Origin of the sequence: Citrobacter sp. Igbk 14 (genome assembly GCF_028069825.1) — a bacterium.
Classification (GTDB): domain Bacteria; phylum Pseudomonadota; class Gammaproteobacteria; order Enterobacterales; family Enterobacteriaceae; genus Citrobacter.
Genome location: NZ_JANEWM010000027.1, coordinates 1 through 20,142 on the forward strand (window position 1 = coordinate 1; position 20,142 = coordinate 20,142).

The 20,142-nt window shown below is 52.3% G+C and carries 22 protein-coding genes; 6 read left to right on the plus strand and 16 right to left on the minus strand.

Annotated features, from left to right (window positions below):
• The first annotated feature begins 112 nt into the window (after nt 1–112).
• Both pagP and cspE read left to right on the plus strand, forming a co-directional pair.
• Nucleotides 113–676: a lipid IV(A) palmitoyltransferase PagP gene (pagP, locus tag NNN64_RS12305; protein ID WP_369124578.1), complete on the plus strand. Its 564-nt coding sequence runs from the start codon at nt 113–115 to the stop codon at nt 674–676.
• 189 nt (nt 677–865) lie between these two features.
• A complete protein-coding gene (cspE, locus tag NNN64_RS12310) occupies nt 866–1,075 on the plus strand; it encodes a transcription antiterminator/RNA stability regulator CspE (protein WP_000034825.1) in 210 nt (69 codons plus the stop codon).
• Nucleotides 1,076–1,126: 51 nt separating this feature from the next.
• Here cspE and crcB read toward each other — a convergent pair whose 3' ends face one another.
• The gene (gene crcB / locus NNN64_RS12315) at nt 1,127–1,510 is read right to left on the minus strand and encodes a fluoride efflux transporter CrcB (RefSeq protein ID WP_043015566.1); all 384 of its coding nucleotides are present in this window, start codon (nt 1,508–1,510) and stop codon (nt 1,127–1,129) included.
• Nucleotides 1,511–1,600: 90 nt separating this feature from the next.
• Between crcB and NNN64_RS12320 the strand changes: the two genes are divergently transcribed.
• Together NNN64_RS12320 and tatE are read left to right on the plus strand one after the other, a co-directional pair.
• Entirely contained in the window at nt 1,601–2,389 is a 789-nt protein-coding gene (locus NNN64_RS12320) for a deaminated glutathione amidase (protein ID WP_271441568.1), read from the plus strand.
• A gap of 128 nt (nt 2,390–2,517) precedes the next feature.
• The gene (tatE, locus tag NNN64_RS12325; RefSeq protein ID WP_048212302.1) at nt 2,518–2,721 is read left to right on the plus strand and encodes a twin-arginine translocase subunit TatE; all 204 of its coding nucleotides are present in this window, start codon (nt 2,518–2,520) and stop codon (nt 2,719–2,721) included.
• A gap of 97 nt (nt 2,722–2,818) precedes the next feature.
• On the opposite strand, the gene lipA is transcribed toward tatE, so the two are convergent.
• The 10 genes from lipA to NNN64_RS12375 form a co-directional block, all read right to left on the minus strand.
• Nucleotides 2,819–3,784 (minus strand): lipoyl synthase, encoded by a 966-nt coding sequence (gene lipA / locus NNN64_RS12330; RefSeq protein ID WP_003022702.1) that lies wholly within the window; start codon nt 3,782–3,784, stop codon nt 2,819–2,821.
• A gap of 206 nt (nt 3,785–3,990) precedes the next feature.
• The gene (gene lipB, locus NNN64_RS12335; RefSeq protein ID WP_271441569.1) at nt 3,991–4,632 is read right to left on the minus strand and encodes a lipoyl(octanoyl) transferase LipB; all 642 of its coding nucleotides are present in this window, start codon (nt 4,630–4,632) and stop codon (nt 3,991–3,993) included.
• Between the two features lie 113 nt (nt 4,633–4,745).
• Nucleotides 4,746–5,009: a DUF493 family protein YbeD gene (ybeD, locus tag NNN64_RS12340; protein WP_000850547.1), complete on the minus strand. Its 264-nt coding sequence runs from the start codon at nt 5,007–5,009 to the stop codon at nt 4,746–4,748.
• Between the two features lie 106 nt (nt 5,010–5,115).
• Entirely contained in the window at nt 5,116–6,327 is a 1,212-nt protein-coding gene (dacA, locus tag NNN64_RS12345; protein ID WP_137384513.1) for a D-alanyl-D-alanine carboxypeptidase DacA, read from the minus strand.
• Nucleotides 6,328–6,469: 142 nt separating this feature from the next.
• The gene (gene rlpA / locus NNN64_RS12350) at nt 6,470–7,573 is read right to left on the minus strand and encodes an endolytic peptidoglycan transglycosylase RlpA (RefSeq protein ID WP_271441570.1); all 1,104 of its coding nucleotides are present in this window, start codon (nt 7,571–7,573) and stop codon (nt 6,470–6,472) included.
• A gap of 10 nt (nt 7,574–7,583) precedes the next feature.
• A complete protein-coding gene (gene mrdB / locus NNN64_RS12355) occupies nt 7,584–8,696 on the minus strand; it encodes a peptidoglycan glycosyltransferase MrdB (protein WP_003022718.1) in 1,113 nt (370 codons plus the stop codon).
• 2 nt (nt 8,697–8,698) lie between these two features.
• Nucleotides 8,699–10,600, minus strand: a complete 1,902-nt coding sequence (gene mrdA, locus NNN64_RS12360; protein WP_048212298.1) for a peptidoglycan DD-transpeptidase MrdA — start codon at nt 10,598–10,600, stop codon at nt 8,699–8,701.
• 30 nt (nt 10,601–10,630) lie between these two features.
• On the minus strand, nt 10,631–11,098 hold the full coding sequence (gene rlmH, locus NNN64_RS12365; RefSeq protein WP_003022725.1) for a 23S rRNA (pseudouridine(1915)-N(3))-methyltransferase RlmH: 468 nt from the start codon (nt 11,096–11,098) through the stop codon (nt 10,631–10,633).
• Nucleotides 11,099–11,101: 3 nt separating this feature from the next.
• Nucleotides 11,102–11,419 carry a ribosome silencing factor gene (gene rsfS, locus NNN64_RS12370; protein WP_003022728.1) on the minus strand — a complete coding sequence of 106 codons (318 nt, stop codon included), beginning with the start codon at nt 11,417–11,419 and terminating at the stop codon, nt 11,102–11,104.
• Between the two features lie 254 nt (nt 11,420–11,673).
• The gene (locus tag NNN64_RS12375) at nt 11,674–12,285 is read right to left on the minus strand and encodes an adenosylcobalamin/alpha-ribazole phosphatase (RefSeq protein WP_271441571.1); all 612 of its coding nucleotides are present in this window, start codon (nt 12,283–12,285) and stop codon (nt 11,674–11,676) included.
• A 97-nt stretch (nt 12,286–12,382) separates the two neighbouring features.
• On the opposite strand from NNN64_RS12375, the gene cobD reads away from it, so the two are divergent.
• Nucleotides 12,383–13,477, plus strand: coding sequence for a threonine-phosphate decarboxylase CobD (gene cobD / locus NNN64_RS12380; protein ID WP_271441572.1), 1,095 nt, complete (start codon nt 12,383–12,385; stop codon nt 13,475–13,477).
• Here the strand turns inward: cobD and nadD are convergent.
• The 4 genes from nadD to leuS are packed head-to-tail and all read right to left on the minus strand — an operon-like array spanning nt 13,452 to nt 18,316.
• On the minus strand, nt 13,452–14,093 hold the full coding sequence (gene nadD / locus NNN64_RS12385; RefSeq protein ID WP_137384696.1) for a nicotinate-nucleotide adenylyltransferase: 642 nt from the start codon (nt 14,091–14,093) through the stop codon (nt 13,452–13,454). The two genes, cobD and nadD, sit on opposite strands and share 26 nt — an antisense overlap.
• 1 nt (nt 14,094) lies before the next feature.
• Nucleotides 14,095–15,126 (minus strand): DNA polymerase III subunit delta, encoded by a 1,032-nt coding sequence (gene holA / locus NNN64_RS12390; RefSeq protein ID WP_271441573.1) that lies wholly within the window; start codon nt 15,124–15,126, stop codon nt 14,095–14,097.
• The gene (lptE, locus tag NNN64_RS12395) at nt 15,126–15,719 is read right to left on the minus strand and encodes an LPS assembly lipoprotein LptE (RefSeq protein WP_271441574.1); all 594 of its coding nucleotides are present in this window, start codon (nt 15,717–15,719) and stop codon (nt 15,126–15,128) included. The genes holA and lptE overlap by 1 nt, the downstream gene beginning before the upstream one ends.
• A 14-nt stretch (nt 15,720–15,733) precedes the next feature.
• Nucleotides 15,734–18,316: a leucine--tRNA ligase gene (gene leuS / locus NNN64_RS12400; RefSeq protein ID WP_271441575.1), complete on the minus strand. Its 2,583-nt coding sequence runs from the start codon at nt 18,314–18,316 to the stop codon at nt 15,734–15,736.
• A 235-nt stretch (nt 18,317–18,551) separates the two neighbouring features.
• Here leuS and NNN64_RS12405 point away from each other — a divergent pair, with 235 nt between their 5' ends.
• Nucleotides 18,552–19,034 (plus strand): zinc ribbon-containing protein, encoded by a 483-nt coding sequence (locus tag NNN64_RS12405; RefSeq protein ID WP_005121423.1) that lies wholly within the window; start codon nt 18,552–18,554, stop codon nt 19,032–19,034.
• Nucleotides 19,035–19,130: 96 nt separating this feature from the next.
• Here the strand turns inward: NNN64_RS12405 and rihA are convergent, their stop codons facing one another.
• A complete protein-coding gene (gene rihA, locus NNN64_RS12410) occupies nt 19,131–20,066 on the minus strand; it encodes a pyrimidine-specific ribonucleoside hydrolase RihA (protein ID WP_271441576.1) in 936 nt (311 codons plus the stop codon).
• Between the last annotated feature and the right edge of the window lie 76 nt (nt 20,067–20,142).

Genomic DNA, 20,142 nt, shown 5'->3' on the forward strand with positions numbered 1-20,142 from the left:
GGAATTTATATGTGGAGAATATTCTGATTTTTTATTAGCGCATCTTTGTTAAGCTAACATTAAGGTTTTGTTTGCTACAATTAATACTAACTCCCAGGATGGTAATTAAGTCGTGATTGTCGCTAAACGTTATTTTCTCATTTTTTCATTTCTTTTTATTCAGTTAGCCTTTATTCCCCAGGTGTTTGCTGAGGATAAAGGGTGGTTTGATACTTTTAAAGATAATGTCAGTGAAACCTGGCAGCAGCCCGAACATTATGATCTGTATGTGCCAGCCATTACCTGGCATGCGCGTTTTGCCTACGATAAAGAGAAAACCGATCGGTACAACGAACGTCCCTGGGGGGCAGGATTTGGTCAGTCCCGTTGGGATGATAAAGGTAATTGGCACGGGCTCTATATTATGGCCTTCAAGGACTCCTTCAATAAATGGGAGCCGATTGGCGGCTATGGCTGGGAAAAGACCTGGCGACCGCTGGCCGATGATAATTTTCGTCTTGGGCTGGGCTATACAGCCGGTTTCACCGCGCGCGATAACTGGAACTATATTCCCGTGCCATTGATCCTGCCGTTGGCCTCGATAGGCTATGGTCCGGCAACGTTCCAGATGACCTACATTCCGGGTACGTATAACAACGGAAATGTCTACTTTGCCTGGATGCGTTTCCAGTTTTGACAGACTACCTGTATTGTCAGGTGGATTATTATAAACTTGTTTAAAAACAGATGGATATGTTGGTTGTCTGAAAAATAACGCGACATTTATCACTTTTTGACAAAGTTCGACTGGACAAAGTGCACCACAATTGTTGTACTGATACCCGACACAGCATTTGTGTCTATTTTTCATGTAAAGGTAATTTTGATGTCTAAGATTAAAGGTAACGTTAAGTGGTTTAATGAGTCCAAAGGATTCGGTTTCATTACTCCGGAAGATGGCAGCAAAGACGTGTTCGTACACTTCTCTGCAATCCAGACCAATGGTTTTAAAACTCTGGCTGAAGGTCAGCGCGTAGAGTTCGAAATCACTAACGGTGCCAAAGGCCCTTCTGCTGCAAACGTAATCGCTCTGTAAGCATACGACAGCAAGAATTCAAAACCCGCTTAATTGCGGGTTTTTTTTCGCCTAGTGTGCAGGAGAGGCAGAAACCAGCCAGAATGCCAGAGCCGTCATCGCAAATGACCCCAACAGGTTAACCAGCACATTCACCATTGCCCAACCAAAGCGTCCTTCCTGCAGCAAAAACACCACTTCTGCCGAGAAAGTTGAAAACGTCGTCAGTCCGCCGCAGAAACCGGTGGTGATGAGCACTTTCCACATTGGATCAATGTTTGTCATGCGGTTAAACCACGCCAGCCCCATACCGATAATAAACGCGCCAATCAGATTTGCTGCCAGCGTACCGAATGGGATGGCCTGATGCAGCGGATTGAACCGCATGCTTAACATCCATCTTGCTACGCTTCCTGTACCGCCACCGATAAAAACTGCTAAAAGGAGTTGTAACACTGCGTAATCCTGCTATTTGATTGTATATAGCGTGAGTGTAACGCTGAATAATTGTTGTTGGCGAGCTTAACCCATTTTTCTGGAGGGAATATGTTTGTTGCAGCAGGGCAATTTGCCGTGGGTCCTTCGTGGGAGAAAAATGCGGAAACGTGTGTCCAGTTGATGTCACAGGCCGCAGGAGAAGGAGCATCTCTGTTGGTGCTGCCGGAAGCGCTGTTGGCCCGTGACGATCTCGACCCCGACCTGTCGGTGAAGTCGGCTCAGCTACTGGAGGGCGGTTTTCTGACGCGGCTACAGCAAGAGAGCGCGCAAAACGAGATGACGACGATTCTGACGATTCATGTTCCCTCTGTACCTGGCCGGGCGTTGAACATGCTGGTTGCGCTACGGGGAGGCCGGGTTGTTGCCCATTACGCAAAATTACATCTCTATGACGCCTTTTCGATTCAGGAGTCGCGGAATGTCGATGCAGGTGAGGCTGTAGCGCCATTGCTGGACGTAGACGGATTAAAGGTAGGGTTAATGACCTGCTATGACCTGCGCTTTCCTGAGCTGGCATTGGCGCTCGCGTTACAGGGGGCTGAAATCCTGGTCTTACCGGCTGCCTGGGTTCGTGGTTCGCTGAAAGAGCATCATTGGACAACGCTGCTGGCGGCAAGAGCCCTGGATGCAACCTGTTATGTGATTGCCGCGGGGGAGTGTGGTAACAAGAATATCGGCCAAAGCCGGGTTATCGATCCGTTTGGCGTGACGATTGCCGCTGCGGCGGAAACGCCCGCGCTGATAATGACGGAGGTTTCTGCTGAGCGGGTGAGGCAGGTCAGGGCGCAACTTCCTGTGTTACGGAACCGCCGCTTTGCGCCACCGCAATTATTATGACGTTTTTTTAAACAAGGCTTGATTCACCTTGTTACAGATTGCTATTGTGTGCGCGCGTCGAAAGGCCGTTAATATTCTCAGGTTAATATGGCGCTTTATGCAGCCTGGTTTAAGTTAAGAAGGTATCTATGGGTGAGATTAGTATTACCAAACTGCTGGTGGTTGCCGCACTGGTCGTTCTGCTGTTTGGTACCAAGAAGTTACGTACACTGGGTGGAGACCTGGGAACGGCAATTAAAGGCTTCAAGAAAGCGATGAACGATGATAATGCCGATGCTAAGAAAGATGCTGACGGTAGCGTTCAGACTGAGAAGCTTTCCCATAAAGAGTAATGTCAGGAGCACGATGCTCATACTGCATACTCTGCATGAAAAAAAACCGGCAATTGCCGGTTTTTTTATTGCTGAAATGTAAGTGAGTATTACACGATCACTTCACTTCCAGCCCTTTCGCCTGCATGTCCGCATGGTAAGAAGAACGAACAAATGGGCCGCAGGCTGCATGGGTAAAGCCCATTGCCATGGCTTCCGCCTTCATCTCATCAAACTCGTCCGGGCTTACATAGCGCTGAACCGGCAGGTGGTGACGACTGGGTTGTAAATACTGGCCCAGCGTCAGCATTGTCACGCCGTGACTGCGCAGATCGCGCATAACCTCAATGATTTCAGCATTGGTTTCACCCAGACCTACCATCAGGCCGGATTTGGTTGGGATCTCAGGGTGCGCTTCCTTAAAACGCTCCAGAAGCTTCAGTGACCAGTTGTAATCAGCCCCAGGGCGTACGTTGCGGTATATACGCGGAACGTTCTCGAGGTTATGGTTAAACACGTCTGGCGGGGTGGCCGTGAGGATATCCAGCGCACGATCCATACGACCACGGAAGTCAGGTACCAGCGTTTCGATTTTAATCGACGGGCTTTTCTCACGAATAGCGGTGATGCAGTCTGCAAAGTGCTGGGCGCCACCGTCGCGCAGATCGTCGCGGTCAACGGAGGTAATGACCACATAGCGCAGCGCCATGTCCGCAATCGTCTGAGCCAGCTTTAACGGTTCGTTAGCATCAGGGGCAACCGGGCGACCATGGGCAACGTCACAGAATGGGCAGCGGCGAGTACAGATTGCGCCGAGGATCATAAAGGTCGCGGTCCCGTGGTTGAAACATTCTGCCAGGTTAGGGCAGGACGCTTCTTCGCAGACAGAGTGCAGGCCATTTTTGCGCATCGCTGCTTTGATACCCTGGATGCGAGTGGAGTCCGCTGGCAGTTTTATTTTCATCCATTCCGGTTTACGCAGCAGGGCTTCGCGCTCTGTTGCTACATTTTTTACCGGGATAAGAGCCATCTTATCGGCATCGCGGTATTTAACACCGCGTTCCATCACAATGGGTTTACTCATAGCTTGCGTGTTCCAGTTGCGAATTACGAAGGAAAGCGTTTCAATTCAAGGGAATGTTGCATTTATCAACTATTTTTGAATTAGTGATACGCAGTATATCATTGAAACGGGCCAGAAAGCAGCCTGACAGGCTGGCAAAATGTAAAATAGTTGTTGTTTTGTGCCATTTGCCACAACATATGCTGCGGCAAACTATAACCTTTTTTTCAGTCTGCAATGTACTCGTGGGGGGGATTGCCCAACAGCGCTAAAATATTAGCCAGCAGACGAGGGCGCACGCTCTCGGTTGTTGCCGTACTGTCCCACAGCGAGACTTTTGCCATTTCCATTCCCGCATAGCCACAGGGGTTGATGCGCAGGAAAGGTGATAGATCCATATCTACGTTGAGCGCTAAGCCGTGAAACGAGCAGCCTCTACGGATACGTAACCCTAACGAGCAGATTTTCTTTTCGCCGACATAGACCCCCGGCGCATCAGCACGCGGATGGGCGTCAATACCTATCTCCGCAAGCGTATTCACCACGGTTTGTTCCAGTAGTGTTACCAGTTCACGTACGCCCAGTTTGCGGCGTTTGAGGTTCAACAGAACATACATAACCTGCTGACCCGGTCCGTGGTATGTCACCTGGCCGCCCCGATCGCTCTGGATAACGGGAATATCACCGGGCATCAGTACGTGCTCTGCTTTACCGGCCTGACCCTGGGTAAAGACAGGATAATGCTCTACCAGCCAGATTTCATCATGACTGTTTTCATCACGGGTATCGGTGAATTCGTGCATGGCCAGAGAGACTGGCTCGTAGGGCTGAAGACCAAGCTGGCGGACCAGAATTTTATCCTGATACAAAACGGCATCTCCGTAGATACTCACACAGAGTAGAGAATGTTAAAGAGGGGAAAAGTATACCACAGGAGGGTGGGGTTACCCGAGCGGGGATGCAGCGGGTAACCGACAGGTTTTTACAGCACCATACGTACGATATCGATATTACCTAATTCTTCGTACAGCGTTTCAACCTGCTCAATGTGTGTCGCATTAATAGTGATTGAGACCGAGTGGTAGTTGCCTTTGCTGCTCGGTTTTACCGTTGGGGAGTAATCACCTGGCGCATGGCGCTGTACCACTTCAACCACCTGATCAACCAGCTCAGGCAACGCCTGCCCCATTACTTTGTAAGTAAATGGAGTAGGGAATTCAAGCAGTTCGTTAAGTTTGGTTTTCATGTCAGCTCCGGCGTTACATCAAAAAATAATAACTCCCACAGAGCGTGGGAGTTATCTGGATACTTAGTATATGGGGACGTAAATCACACTTTCAAGTGTTCGATTTTTAGCCAAACCAGTGATGGAACATTAATTTAATGTAATCAATGATTTTACCAAAGAAGTTGCCTTCCGGGATTTCCTGCAGAACCACCAGTGGACGCTGCTCAATGGTTTTGCCATCAAGCTGGAAGTTGATGGTGCCGACAACCTGGTTTTTCTGCAGCGGGGCATGCAGTTCCGTGGTGTTCAGAACATAGCTGGCTTTCAGGTCTTTCATGCGGCCGCGTGGAATAGTCAGGTAGACATCTTTATCGACACCTAACGACGCACGATCGGTATTACCAAACCAGGCGGGCTCTGAGGCAAACTCTTTGCCGACTTTCAATGGGTTCACGGTTTCAAAGAAACGGAAACCCCAGGTCAGCAGCTTTTTACTTTCAGTTTCACGACCTTTATAAGTGCGACCACCCATCACGGCGGAGATCAGACGCATCTGACCTTCTGTCGCAGAGGCAACAAGGTTATAACCCGCTTTGTCAGTATGGCCGGTTTTGATACCGTCAACATTCAGGCTGTTATCCCACAGCAGACCGTTACGGTTAAGCTGGCGGATGCCGTTAAAGGTGAACTCTTTTTCTTTATAGATAGAGTACTCGTTAGGTACATCGCGGATCAGGGCCTGACCAATTAGCGCCATATCGCGAGCTGAGCTGTACTGGCCCTCTGCATCCAGGCCATGTACGGTCTGGAAGTGGGTGTTTTTCAGCCCCAGCGCATTAACATAGCTGTTCATCAGACCGACGAAAGCATCCTGACTACCGGCAGAAAAGTCTGCCATTGCCACGCAAGCATCGTTACCGGATTGCAGGTTGATACCACGGATTAGCTGCGATACCGGAACCTGCATACCCGGCTTGAGGAACATCAGGGACGAACCTTTAAAGACAGGGTTGCCCGTAGCCCAGGCGTCGTTGCCGACGGTGACCAAATCGGTTTCTTTGAATTTCCCGGCTTTCATTGCCTGTCCGATGACGTAGCTGGTCATCATTTTGGTCAGGCTGGCGGGATCGCGGCGAGAGTCCGCATTCTGTTCTGCCAGAACTTTGCCTGAATTGTAGTCAATCAGGATATACGACTCCGCATCGATCTGCGGAACACCCGGGATCATGGTTTTAATATTCAGGTCATCTGCATGGGCAGCAGAAAGAGAGGCTGCGCAGAGAGCCGCGGTGAGCGCCATGCGCTGCACGAAACGAGCGGAAAAAGTGGTCTTCATGGTCTGAACTACGACGTCCGTGGTGAAATTAAAAAAAGTGCCCTACTATAGCAAATGCATAACTCACAGGCATCTGACTTTCCGCGTGACTTTGTTAATGTCGTTTACAGAAATTGACAACTCAGATGCCTGATTTACGTTATTACACGCCGGTGATGAAGGACTGTAATTGCGCCTCGGATTGAAGACGCTGTTGCAGTGTGGAGGCTTCAGCCTTGCTGGCGAATGGCCCCATCTGAATACGCCAAACGGCACCGTTTTGCACAACCCGGCCCGGAACGCCAAACTGCTGACTTAAACGCTTTTGATACTGCTGTGCACGCGCCTGCTCGCTTACCGCACCAACCTGAACGACATAACGACCGTTGGCTGCAGCTGCCGGAGTGGCAACGGCGGCGGCTGGTGCTGCTGCGACAGTCGGTGTTGTGGCTGGCGCAGTCACAGGGGCGGCCGGCTGTGGCGCTGGCGTCGGTTCGCTACCTTCAAGCACGCCGGAAGCGAGCGTGGTCGGTGCGCCGAGGAAACCACCGCTGTTTACTGGTGCTCCGGTAGGGTCATCGCTTTTCAGCGTGGAATTGCTGATCGGGCGGATATCACCTTGCGGCTGACCCGCATCCGGTGTAGCAGGCATACTGCCGCCGCCGCTTAAGTCAGGGCGTGAGGGCAGGGCATAGGTTTGTTTGGCCACTGTCGTACAGGCCATACCTGGGCCGGACAGAGAGCCATCCTGTGCGACAATGATAGGATCAATACGCACTTTCGTGTTGTTAGAGGTATTCAGACGATCGGCTGCTGCTCGCGACAGCGAAACGACGCGATCGTTGCCATAGGGGCCACGATCGTTAATGCGGACGACGATCATTCGACCATTTGCCAGGTTAGTAATTCTGGCATAGCTTGGAATTGGCAGCGTTGGGTGCGCAGCGGTCAGCTGCATCGGGTCGAACGCTTCACCAGAGGTGGTTAAATTGCTTCCCGGCTCCGCATCGTAAATGGCGGCCAGTCCAGCCTGGCTAAAGCGGGAGGGGTCCTGGACTATCTTGTAGCTCTTACCGTCACGCTGATAGTCCTGATTCGCCGTCGGGTTCAGGGGTTCAAAGCGCGGATCGGCTCCGCTGATTTCAACAATCGGACCATTACACACCGCAGGCTGCGGCGCGACGGCAGCCTGTTGCTGACCATCATCACTTGAACACGCCGCGAGCATTCCTGCTGCGATGCAGATTCCAATCCACTGCTTACGCATTGCGTACCCCTTACACGCTTTTCGACAACATTTTTCTATGGGTGTGGATCGACATGACAATCCCGAACCCGGCCATCAGCACGATCAGTGCAGAGCCTCCGTAACTGACCAGTGGGAGTGGAACCCCAACTACAGGCAGAATACCGCTCACCATACCAATATTTACGAAGACATAAACGAATAATATCAACATTAAACCACCGGCCATGACGCGACCAAAGGTCGTTTGCGCGTGGGCGGCAATCCACAATCCGCGCATTATCAGCAAAATGTACAGGGCAAGCAGGATTAAAATCCCTACCAGACCCAGCTCTTCCGCCAGTACTGCAAAGATAAAGTCAGTATGACGTTCGGGCAAAAACTCCAACTGCGACTGCGTACCATGCAACCAGCCTTTGCCGCGTAGCCCACCTGAACCAATAGCAATTTTAGACTGAATAATGTGATAGCCCGCGCCCAGCGGATCGGTTTCCGGGTCGAGAAGCATCATCACGCGTTGTCGCTGGTAATCATGCATCAGGAAGAACCACAGTATTGGAATAAATGCGGCCACCAGAACCACAGCAACGCCGATCAGACGCCAGCTCAACCCGGAGAGGAACAGGACAAACAGGCCGGAAAGTGCAACCAGGATTGAGGTTCCAAGGTCAGGCTGCGCGGCAACCAGCAGCGTGGGCATAAAAATGAGCACCAGCGCGATAGCCGTATTCTTCAGCGACGGTGGGCAGACATCACGGTTGATAAAGCGCGCCACCATCAGCGGGACGGCTATCTTGGCAATTTCCGAGGGCTGAAAACGCACGATTCCCAAATCCAGCCAACGTTGTGCGCCTTTGGAAATAGCGCCGAAGGCATCGACAGCAACCAACAGGATGATACAGAAGATATAGAGGTACGGCGCCCAGCCTTCATAGACTCTGGGGGGAATTTGCGCCATCACGACCATGATGACCAGCCCCATAGCGATCTGGCCGACCTTGCGTTCCATCATGCCAATATCCTGGCCGCTGGCGCTCCAGATGACCAGCGAGCTGTATACCAGCAGAGCCAGCAAGATAAGCAACATTGTGGGATCGATATGAATTTTGTCCCAGAATGTCTTTTTGTTCGGATTATCCGTCACGATTATTGGTCCTCACCTGCTGCAACCGCCGGGTTTTCAGCAGGCAGATTGGTGTTGTTGTCGCCCAACATAATGTGGTCAAGGATCTGGCGCATGAGTGTACCTACCGCCGGACCGGCCCCACCGTTTTCGAGGATCATCGCGACAGCGACCTCGGGTTTGTCATAGGGCGCGAATGCAGTCATCAGTTTGTGGTCGCGTAAACGTTCGGCGATTTTATGTGCGTTATAGGTTTCATTGGCTTTCAGGCCAAATACCTGCGCGGTACCGGATTTCGCCGCAATTTTGTAGGGTGCGCCAGCAAAATACTTGTGCGCAGTCCCATTAGGGCGATTCGCTACACCGTACATACCGTCTTTGGCAATTTCCCAGTAGCCAGAATGAATGTCACCGACAGGAGGCTCATGTGGCTGTACCCACGGCACTTGCTTGCCGTTTTCCGCTGTGCTCATCAGCAGATGCGGGACTTTCACCATGCCGTCGTTGATGAGGATCATCAGCGCTTTACTCATCTGGATAGGTGTTGCTGTCCAGTAGCCCTGACCGATACCGACAGGGATTGTATCACCCTGGTACCAGGGCTTTTTAAACCGTTTTTGCTTCCACTCGCGGGTTGGCATGTTTCCGGCGCGCTCTTCAGCGAGATCGATGCCCGTATAATGACCGTAACCAAACTTGCTCATCCACTCAGAAAGACGGTCAATCCCCATATCATAGGCGATTTGATAGAAAAACGTATCAGCAGACTCTTCCAGAGAACGGGTGATGTTCAGATGACCGTGTCCCCATTTTTTCCAGTCACGGTAACGTTTCTCTGAACCGGGTAATTGCCACCAACCGGGATCGAATAGCCCAGTATTGCGAGTAATAACGCCTGCGCTTAACGCAGAGACCGCAACATAAGGTTTAACCGTGGACGCCGGAGGGTAAACACCTTGCGTGGCGCGGTTGACCAGTGGGGTATTGGGGTCATTGAGTAACCCGGAATAATCTTTGCTGGAGATGCCGTCCACGAACAGGTTCGGATCGTAGCTCGGCATAGAGACCAGAGCCAGAACACCGCCAGTACGCGGGTCTGTGACCACGACGGCGGCACGGCTACCCGCCAGCAACGTTTCAATGTATTGCTGGAGTTTTAAATCAAGCGTCAGATAGATATCGTGCCCGGCCTGCGGGGCGACTTCTTTGAGCTGTCGAATGACGCGGCCACGGTTATTGACTTCAACCTCTTCATAACCGGTTTGACCATGAAGTACGTCTTCGTAATAGCGCTCGATACCCAGCTTGCCGATGTCATGTGTGGCTGCGTAGTTGGCCAGCTTGCCGTCTTTATCCAGCCGTTCAACGTCTTTATCGTTGATCTTCGATACGTAACCAATCACGTGGGTCAGTGCGGAGCCGTACGGATAATAGCGGCGTTTATAGCCTTTGACCTCGACGCCGGGGAAACGGTACTGATTCACGGCAAAGCGTGCGACCTGAACTTCAGTCAGGTTGGTTTTTACCGGGATCGAGGTGAAGCGGTGCGAGCGGGCTCGCTCTTTTTTAAAGGCTGCGATGTCGTCATCGGTCAGATCCACGACGTTGCGTAGCGCGTCGAGGGTATCCTGAATATTGTCGACCTTCTCCGGCATCATCTCTATCTGATAAATAGTACGGTTAAGGGCGAGGGGAATTCCGTTGCGGTCATAAATGATGCCGCGGCTGGGGGCGATAGGCACCAGTTTGATGCGGTTTTCGTTCGAACGGGTCTGATAGTCAGTAAAACGAACGATTTGCAGATTATAAAGATTGGCGATTAGCACGCCAGTGAGCAGCAAAATCCCCAAAAAAGCGACCAGCGCCCGGCGCACAAACAGCGCGGACTCAGCCGTATAGTCGCGAAAAGAATTCTGTAGTTTCATCCGCTGCTTAATCTACTCAAGAATCAATGATCACTCACGGTGATAAGGATGGTTGGTGGTAATGCTCCACGCCCTGTACAGACTCTCTGCGACCAGCACCCGAACAAGAGGGTGGGGAAGGGTTAATGCAGAGAGTGACCAGCTTTGCTCCGCAGCCGCTTTACAGGCGGGGGACAGCCCTTCCGGTCCGCCAATCAACAGACTGACGTCACGACCATCCAGTTTCCAGCGTTCCAGCTCGGTCGCCAGTTGTGGCGTGTCCCAGGGTTTGCCTGGGATATCAAGGGTGACGATGCGGTTTTTGCCTGCGGCGGCCAGCATCTGTTCACCCTCTTTGTCGAGAATGCGTTTAATGTCCGCGTTCTTGCCGCGTTTTCCTGCCGGGATTTCAATCAGCTCAAAGGGCATGTCTTTTGGAAACCGGCGCAGGTATTCCGTAAAACCGGTTTGCACCCAGTCAGGCATCTTCGTACCCACGGCGACAAGTTGCAGCTTCACGCATTAACTCCAGAGTTTTTCCAGTTCATACAGGCGACGGCTCTCTTCCTGCATAACGTGGACAATCACATCGCCAAGATCGACGACGATCCAGTCAGCTACGTTCTCACCTTCTACGCCAAGCGGCAGCAGACCGGCGGTGCGAGATTCCTGAACAACGTGATCGGCGATAGACATGACATGGCGACTGGACGTGCCAGTGCAGATAATCATGCAATCGGTGATACTGGATTTGCCCTGAACATCTAAGGCGATGATGTCTTGACCTTTCAGGTCATCAATTTTGTCGATTACAAAATCCTGGAGTGCTTTACCCTGCAAGTGTTCCCCCTGGGTGAAAAGAGTTAAAAACGTCTGTTAGTATACCTGAACCAGAGGCGATATCGGGACAAATGTCTCCGAAAGCGCTTTTGAGGTGCGCTATCATCCCACCCCACGCAACAGAATGCATCGCCATTTTTGTAAAACAATTTCTGCAAAGCTCTGAAAGGCGGGAAAAGTCAGGTTGCGGAGAATAGCAGCCTGTCATAGGGTGTCAATGGGAGAGAGGCCCATCGGCAGAAAAAACAGTGCATTCACTCACCCTCGTGCCACACGGCGCGACTATTGAGAACTTTCAGAACTGCAAAGTCGTCACAAAAATCAATTGCACTCCAGCAACCCTGTTCGATGCGAAAGTGCCACATGGCGGCCGCGGGCATGGACAGCAGCCGGGCCACCAGCACGCTCAGCACACCCTGATGACTTACCACCAACAGATTTTGACTGTCTTTGTAATCAGCAAGCCGCGCAATGAAACGTTCAACACGCTGTGAAAATGCCTGGAATCCTTCGCCATTGGTTGGGGTTGCGTTCTGCCAGTCATTACACCACACGGCATAATTTTCAGCGTCTTCACGTGCAAGATCGCGATGATGGCGCATTTCCCAGTCGCCAAAGAACATCTCATTAAGTTCAGGCATGACACGCACAGGAACCTCGCGTTCCGCCAGAATCAGTTGGGTTGTATGGCGGGCGCGTTCGAGTTCGCTGCACAGAACGTTGTTGAAAGGGACATTGCGTAGCAGCCCACTCAGTGATTGCGCCTGAGCAATCCCCCGTTCCGTTAGCGGTGTGGGGGCATGACCGCTGTATAACCCAGCGACATTGGCTTCGGTTTCTCCGTGACGTACTAACCAGAGTCTCATTTTTTCCTCTTGGGGCTATTCGCACAAAATATGATGCTTGCCCTGATTGCGCAGAGATTTTTTCAATAAAATACCCTCTTTTGACTGGAGCGGCACGATGTCTTTATTGAAGAGCGCGCACGGCGGTAATACCCGAGAAGCCGCCGCATTGTTGGGCATCCCGCCTGAGCAATTGCTGGATTTTAGCGCGAATATTAACCCGCTGGGTATGCCCGCAACCTTAAAATGCGCGCTTATCGACAATCTGGACAGGGCTGAACGCTACCCGGACGTTGACTACACCCAGTTGCATGCGGCGCTGGCGCAGCAGCATCAGATACCTGTTTCGTGGATCCTCGCGGGGAATGGCGAAACAGAATCTATTTTCACCATCGTTAATGGGCTCAAGCCGCGTCATGCGATGATTGTCGCCCCCGGATTTGCTGAATACCGCCGGGCGCTGGAATGGGGAGAATGTGCAATCCATGAATTTGCGCTGCGCGAGGAGGATGGCTGGCAGCTCACCGCCACGATCCTTGATGCGTTAACGCCGCAGTTGGACTGCCTTTTTCTCTGTACGCCGAACAACCCGACAGGGCTATTGCCCGATGATCGTCTGCTTGCTGCGATAGCAACGCGCTGCGCTGAATTGGGGATTACCTTGATTCTGGATGAAGCCTTTATCGATTTTATTGCCGGGGAGGAAGGTTTTATTCCGCGGCTACAAGAGAATCCGCACATTTGGGTTCTTCGTTCGCTAACCAAGTTCTATGCGATACCGGGGTTGCGACTGGGTTATCTGGTCAATAGCGACGAACAGGCCGTGGCACGGATGCGCAGCCGACAAATGCCGTGGTCAATTAACGCATTTGCCGCGCTGGCGGGAGAGATGATTCTAAGCGATAGCGCCTACCAGCGGGCGACGTGGCAATGGCTGGCACAGGAAGGACAGCGATTTGATCAACAATTGCAAACGCTGCCCGGCCTGACTGTCTATCCCGGTCGGGCTAACTATCGGCTGTTACGCTGCGATCGACCGGATATCGATTTGCAAAAATCACTGCTGGAACAACATGTTTTGATCCGTAGCTGTGCCAATTACCCGGGGTTGGACGCGCGTTATTACCGGGTTGCTGTTCGCAGTCAGCAAGAAAATGACCGCCTGCTGGCGGCATTAAACAACACGCTTAGCGGTACAAACCCTGCTGGTTGATATAGTCGAGCACGGCGCGTGGCAGTAAGTCGTCGCACGGCTCGCCTTTTTCCAGGCGTTCGCGGATAAGCGTAGCGGAGATATTGAACCAGGGCGTTTCGGCAAGGTAAATCTTACCTGCCGGCAGGTTATGCAGATCATCTGCCGTATGGGTCAGATGGCGCTCCAGCCATTGCTGGTGCTGTTCCTGTGCCATCTCAAGGGGATAACCCGGTCGTCGACACACGATAAGATGGGTGTTATCCAGAATCGTGTCGTAATCATGCCAGGAAGGAAAGGTCAGCAGTGAATCCTGACCAATAATGAATGCCAGCGGTGCATCCGGGCCTTGTTCCACGCGCCACTCTTGCAGTGTTTGTGCGGTGTACGAGGCGGTATCGCGTTTTAGCTCGCGTTCATCCAGTGAAAACAAAGGTTTGTCGGCAATGGCCAGTTCAAGCATATGTTTACGCTGGGCGCTGGAGGCTTCCGGTTGCGCACGATGCGGTGGTACGTTATTGGGCATGACAATGACCCGAGACAGGCCAATCAGATTAGCCAGAATTTCAACGGGTTTCAGATGACCATAATGCACCGGATCAAAGGTGCCACCGAACAGAGCCTGCAATGATTTCATATCAACCATCAATAAAAACATCTGCCAGTGATTTATGGCAAAGCAACAGGGAAAGTCCCTCAAGCTCCGCCCACACTGACTGACCATAGTCTTGTTTAAGCGTAATTTCCGTACGTGTTAACAGCGTGACCGCCTGACGTAACTGCGTGGGGGTCAGTCGGTTTAACGCGTCTCCCATCATGCCACGGCGATTTTGCCATACCCGATGTTTGTCAAACAATGCCCGTAATGGGGTATGGGCCGACTGCCGTTTCAGGTTCACCAGCAGTAATAATTCCCGCTGCAGAGTACGTAACAAAATAACGGGTTCACTGCCTTCAAGACGGAGCTGTTGCAGAATATGCAGCGCGCGCTTGCTTTTGCCCATCAGCAGCGCATCTACCCAGTGGTAGGGGGTAAAGTGCGCGGCATCGTTAACGGCTTGCTCCACACGAGGCAGCGTTAATTTACCGTCAGGCCAAAGTAGCGACAACCGCTCCAGCGCCTGCGCTAACGCTAACAGATTGCCTTCGTAGCAATAGCATAAGAGCTGGTTGGCGGCGTCATCCAGCTGCAGATTATGATGTTTCGCCCTTGCAGCTACCCAACGCGGAAGCTGTGCCTGTTCAGGTGTCTGGCAACTGACCAGCACCGCGTTATTCGCCAGTCCGGAATACCATGCGGCGTTTTCCTGGGCTTTGGTCAGCTTGTTACCACGAACAATAAGCAGCAGATCGTCATGTAGCAGCGTGACGAGCGAGGCAAGTTGTTCGTTAATGGCGGCATTGGGGCCATTTTCTGGCAGCTGCAGGAGTAACGTTTGACGGCTGGCAAACAGGCTCATCGCCTGGCAAAGGGAAAAGATTGCGCCCCAGTCGGTGCTGGTATCGAGGGTGAACGTATGGTGTTCTTCGAACCCTTGCGCGGCGGCAGCCATACGGACGATGTCCTGGCTCTCCTGCAACAACAGGGGGTCATTGCCCAGTAATAAATACGCCGCGCGCAGCCCTTCATTGAGCTGTGCGCGGAGTTGTTCAGGGTACAACTTGAGCATCAGTTACCCAGCGTGGTGGAAACACGCGCCGGAGAGGAGGACGCTGGCGCTGCAGTTTTCACTGCAGGCTCGACGTCATCACTGGATGACTGAACATCAGCAATATGTACGCTTGGCAGTTTACGAATCAACTGCTCGGCCGCCTTGTCGTACATCTCTTTAACGATCATCTCCTGCTCGTTATCCTTCGCCAGTGCCGCTTGCGGGTTGTCGAAGAATGAACGATAGACTTTAGCGCTGATCGGGTAAATATCATGGCCCGGGATCAGGACTGAAGCACTAACGGACATCACCATCTGGTATTCAGCGGTTTGACCGTTCTGGAACACGGACGCGGTATCCTGCGAAATGCTGACTGCACCAAGGCGTAAGGACGGAACGTCTTTGCGCGTTGAGCTGTCTTCCAGCAGTGTAACGCCATTCAAACGCAGCTGATTACGCACCGCACGGCTTAACGGGCCGTTCGGATCACCCGTGACCAGAATCATGGTTTTCATCGTGGGGGGAACCTGCGTAGTACTACGCAGATGCCAGCCACACCCGGCGGTGACAAGCACCACCAGGGATAACAACAATGTTGTCAGATGTCGCACGCTTCCTCCCGCGCTTAGCCAACGACCAGATTGAGGAGTTTACCCGGTACATAAATCACTTTACGTACGGTAACGCCATCAAGATATTTTGCGACCAGATGCTCCTGGCCAGCACGTTCACGAACCTGCTCTTCAGTGGCGTTTACCGGGACGGTAATTTTACCACGGACTTTGCCGTTGACCTGGACCACGACCAGCGTAGAGTCTTCGATCATTGCGCTTTCGTCAGCAACAGGCCACGGTGCATTGTCGATATCACCTTCGCCTTTCAGCGCTTGCCACAAGGTGAAGCAAACGTGTGGGGTGAACGGGTTAAGCATACGCACAACGGCCAACAGTGCTTCCTGCATCAGGGCTCTGTCCTGATCGTCTTCCTGCGGTGCTTTTGCCAGCTTGTTCATCAGTTCCATAATCGCCGCAATCGCGGTGTTAAAGGTCTGACGGCGACCGATATCATCAGTCACTTTAGCGATGGTTTTGTGCACGTCACGACGCAGCGTTTTTTGGTCTTCGCTCAATGCATCAACGTTCAATGCAGCCACATCACCTTTGGTGGTGTGCTCGTAAACCAGTTTCCAGACACGTTTCAGGAAGCGGTTTGCCCCTTCTACGCCGGATTCTTGCCATTCCAGTGTCATATCAGCCGGAGAGGCAAACATCATGAACAGACGTACGGTATCCGCACCGTAACGTTCAACCATTACCTGCGGGTCGATACCGTTATTTTTCGATTTGGACATTTTGCTCATGCCGGTATACACCAGTTCATGACCTTGTGCGTCCTGGGCCTTAACGATACGACCTTTTTCGTCGCGCTCAACGATCGCATCAACCGGAGAAACCCAGTTACGCTCGCCGTTTGCGCCAACGTAGTAGAATGCATCTGCCAGCACCATACCCTGGCACAGCAGCTGTTTAGCCGGTTCGTCAGAGTTCACCATGCCCGCGTCGCGCATCAGTTTGTGGAAGAAGCGGAAGTAGAGCAGGTGCATGATGGCGTGTTCAATACCACCAATGTAGATATCAACCGGCAGCCAGTAGTTTGCCGCTTCCGGATCCAGCATCCCTTCGTTGTACTGCGGGCAGGTATAACGCGCGTAGTACCAGGAAGACTCCATAAAGGTATCAAAGGTGTCGGTTTCACGCAGGGCAGGCATACCGTTAACGGTGGTTTTCGCCCACTCCGGATCGGCTTTGATCGGGCTGGTGATACCGTCCATGACGACATCTTCTGGCAGAATCACCGGCAGTTGATCTTCTGGTGTCGGCAGTACGGTGCCGTCTTCCAGCGTGACCATCGGGATTGGCGCACCCCAGTAACGCTGACGGGAAACACCCCAGTCGCGCAGACGGTAGTTAACTTTACGTTCACCCACGCCTTTCGCTACCAGCTTGTCAGCAATGGCGTTGAACGCGTCTTCGAAGGCCAGGCCGTCAAACTCGCCAGAGTTAAACAACACGCCTTTTTCGGTCAGCGCCTGTTCAGACAGATCCGGCTCTGCGCCTTCAGCGGTCAGAATTACCGGCTTGATGGCCAGGCCATACTTGGTCGCAAACTCATAATCGCGCTGATCGTGACCCGGAACGGCCATCACAGCGCCCGTACCGTATTCCATCAGGACAAAGTTTGCTGCCCAAACCGGGATCTCTTCGCCCGTCAGCGGGTGAATGGCTTTAAAGCCGGTATCGACACCTTTCTTCTCCATGGTCGCCATTTCAGCTTCAGCAACCTTGGTGTTGCGACATTCATCGATAAATGCCGCCAGCTCCGGGTTATTTGCCGCCGCTTTTTGCGCCAGCGGATGACCTGCCGCAACAGCCAGGTAGGTTGCACCCATAAAGGTGTCCGGACGGGTGGTATAGACGGTCAGCGTGTTGTCGTAACCGTTCACGTTGAAGGTGATTTCTACACCTTCAGAGCGGCCAATCCAGTTGCGCTGCATGGTCTTAACGGTGTCAGGCCAGTGATCCAGGTTATCCAGATCACGCAGCAGTTCGTCAGCATAAGCGGTAATTTTGATGAACCACTGTGGGATCTCTTTACGCTCAACTTTGGTATCGCAGCGCCAGCAGCAGCCGTCAATAACCTGTTCGTTTGCCAGTACGGTCTGGTCGTTAGGGCACCAGTTCACCGCAGAGGTTTTCTTGTATACCAGACCTTTTTTGTACAGTTCGGTGAAGAACTTCTGTTCCCAACGATAGTATTCCGGGGTACAGGTTGCCAGCTCGCGGCTCCAGTCGTAACCAAAGCCCAGCATTTTGAGCTGGTTTTTCATGTAAGCGATGTTGTCGTACGTCCACGGTGCCGGCGCGGTGTTATTTTTAACCGCAGCGCCTTCCGCAGGCAGACCGAACGCATCCCAGCCAATTGGCTGCAGTACGTTTTTGCCCAGCATGCGCTGGTAGCGGGCGATCACGTCACCAATGGTGTAGTTACGTACGTGGCCCATGTGTAGTCGACCAGAAGGATAGGGAAGCATAGACAGGCAGTAATACTTCTCTTTGCTCTCGTCTTCGGTAACTTCAAATGTGCGCTTCTCATCCCAGTGAAGCTGTACTTTGGATTCTATCTCTTCCGGGCGGTATTGCTCTTGCATGGCAGCCAGTGGTCCTGTTTTCAATACAGCTACAAACGTAGCTCTAGATGTGGTGTTTCAGATCCGCATAGCATAGCCCAAACGCCCGCGTCAAAACAGCCTTTCGCGCATTCAGCGTTGAATTCCCGCAAGGATAATTCTTGCACGAATTTACACACTCTGTGGACAGTCTTGCAAAGCGTAGCGTAAATAACGTCTATTATTATAGACAGTTAACGACCCAGGAGGCGAAGCGATGAACAAGGTTGCTCAATATTACCGTGAACTGGTGACGTCACTCAGCGAACGTCTGCGTAATGGCGAACGCGATATTGATGCGCTGGTGGAGCAGGCACGCCAGCGCGTGATGCAAACCGGGGAGTTAACCCGAACCGAGGTGGAAGAGCTTACCCGGGCCGTGAGACGTGACCTGGAGGAGTTCGCTCTTAGCTATGAAGAGAGCCTTGATGAGGAGACCGACAGCGTCTTTATGCGGGTTATCAAGGAGAGTATCTGGCAAGAACTGGCCGATATCACCGACAAAACGCAGCTTGAATGGCGCGAGGTATTTCAGGATCTTAGCCATCATGGGGTTTATCACAGTGGCGAGGTGGTGGGACTGGGAAATCTGGTCTGCGAGAAGTGTCATTTCCATTTAGCGGTTTACACCCCGGATGTGCTGCCGTTGTGTCCGAAATGCGGACACGATCAGTTCCAGCGCCGCCCGTTTGAACCGTAATCGCTTATTGCCTGATGGCGACGCAAAGCGTCTTATCCGGCCTACAAATTGCACGATTTGGTAGGCCGGATAAGCGTTAGCGCCATCCGGCGTGGTTTAGGCGTAAAACTTCAGACGCTCTGCCAGCAGATCGACAAACCCCTGGCGATCAACGTCCACCATCACACTGGCATTTGGCTTATTGCCGCTCAGGAAGTAGTAGTCCACCACGGTCATTCCCTGGGTATATTTACCCTGCGTTTCCACCCCGACCCACCGCTCAACGGTAGTAAACAGCTCAGGTTTCAGCAGCCAGGCAATGGTGCATGGGTCGTGCAGCGGTGCACCGACAAATCCCCATTTCTCGTCTTTGTGATACTCGAAGAAAAAGTCCAGCAACTCAGCGACAATGGTGGAAATGGGGTTCCCAATCGCACGGAACCGTTCAGTATCTTCACGATGAATTTGTGCTTTATGTGTGACATCAAGCCCCGCCATCACTACCGGAATTCCCGACTGGAACACAATCTCGGCCGCTTCAGGATCAACATAAATATTGAACTCTGCCGCGGGCGTCCAGTTCCCGAGACCCATTGCACCACCCATGATAACGATACGGGCGATCTTAGCGTGCAGTTCAGGATGGCTGTTCAGCAGCAACGCCACGTTCGTTTGCGGCCCGGTGGAGACAATCGTTACCGGCTCATGGCTCTCGCGTAGGGTTTTTGCCATCAACTCAACGGCTGTACAGGCCTGTGGAGCAAAAGCGGGCTCCGGTAGCGCAGGGCCATCCAGACCGCTTTCACCGTGCACGTTGTCGGCGATAATTAGATCGCGCATCAATGGTTTTAGCGCTCCGCCAGCCACTGGAATATCGGTACGGTTAAGCAGCGTCAACATGCGCAACACGTTACGTAACGTTTTATCGGGTGTCTGGTTACCGGCAGAAGAGGTTATCGCTTTAACGTCCAGCTCAGGTGAGGCGAGGGCGAGAACAATTGCGATAGCGTCGTCATGACCTGGATCGCAATCAAACAGAATGGGAAGTGCCATTGTTGCTCCTTGTAAGTGGGACTTTGTGACAAGGTTAACGCTGGGCTGTACATGATTCGAGAAGTGAAGGTATAAA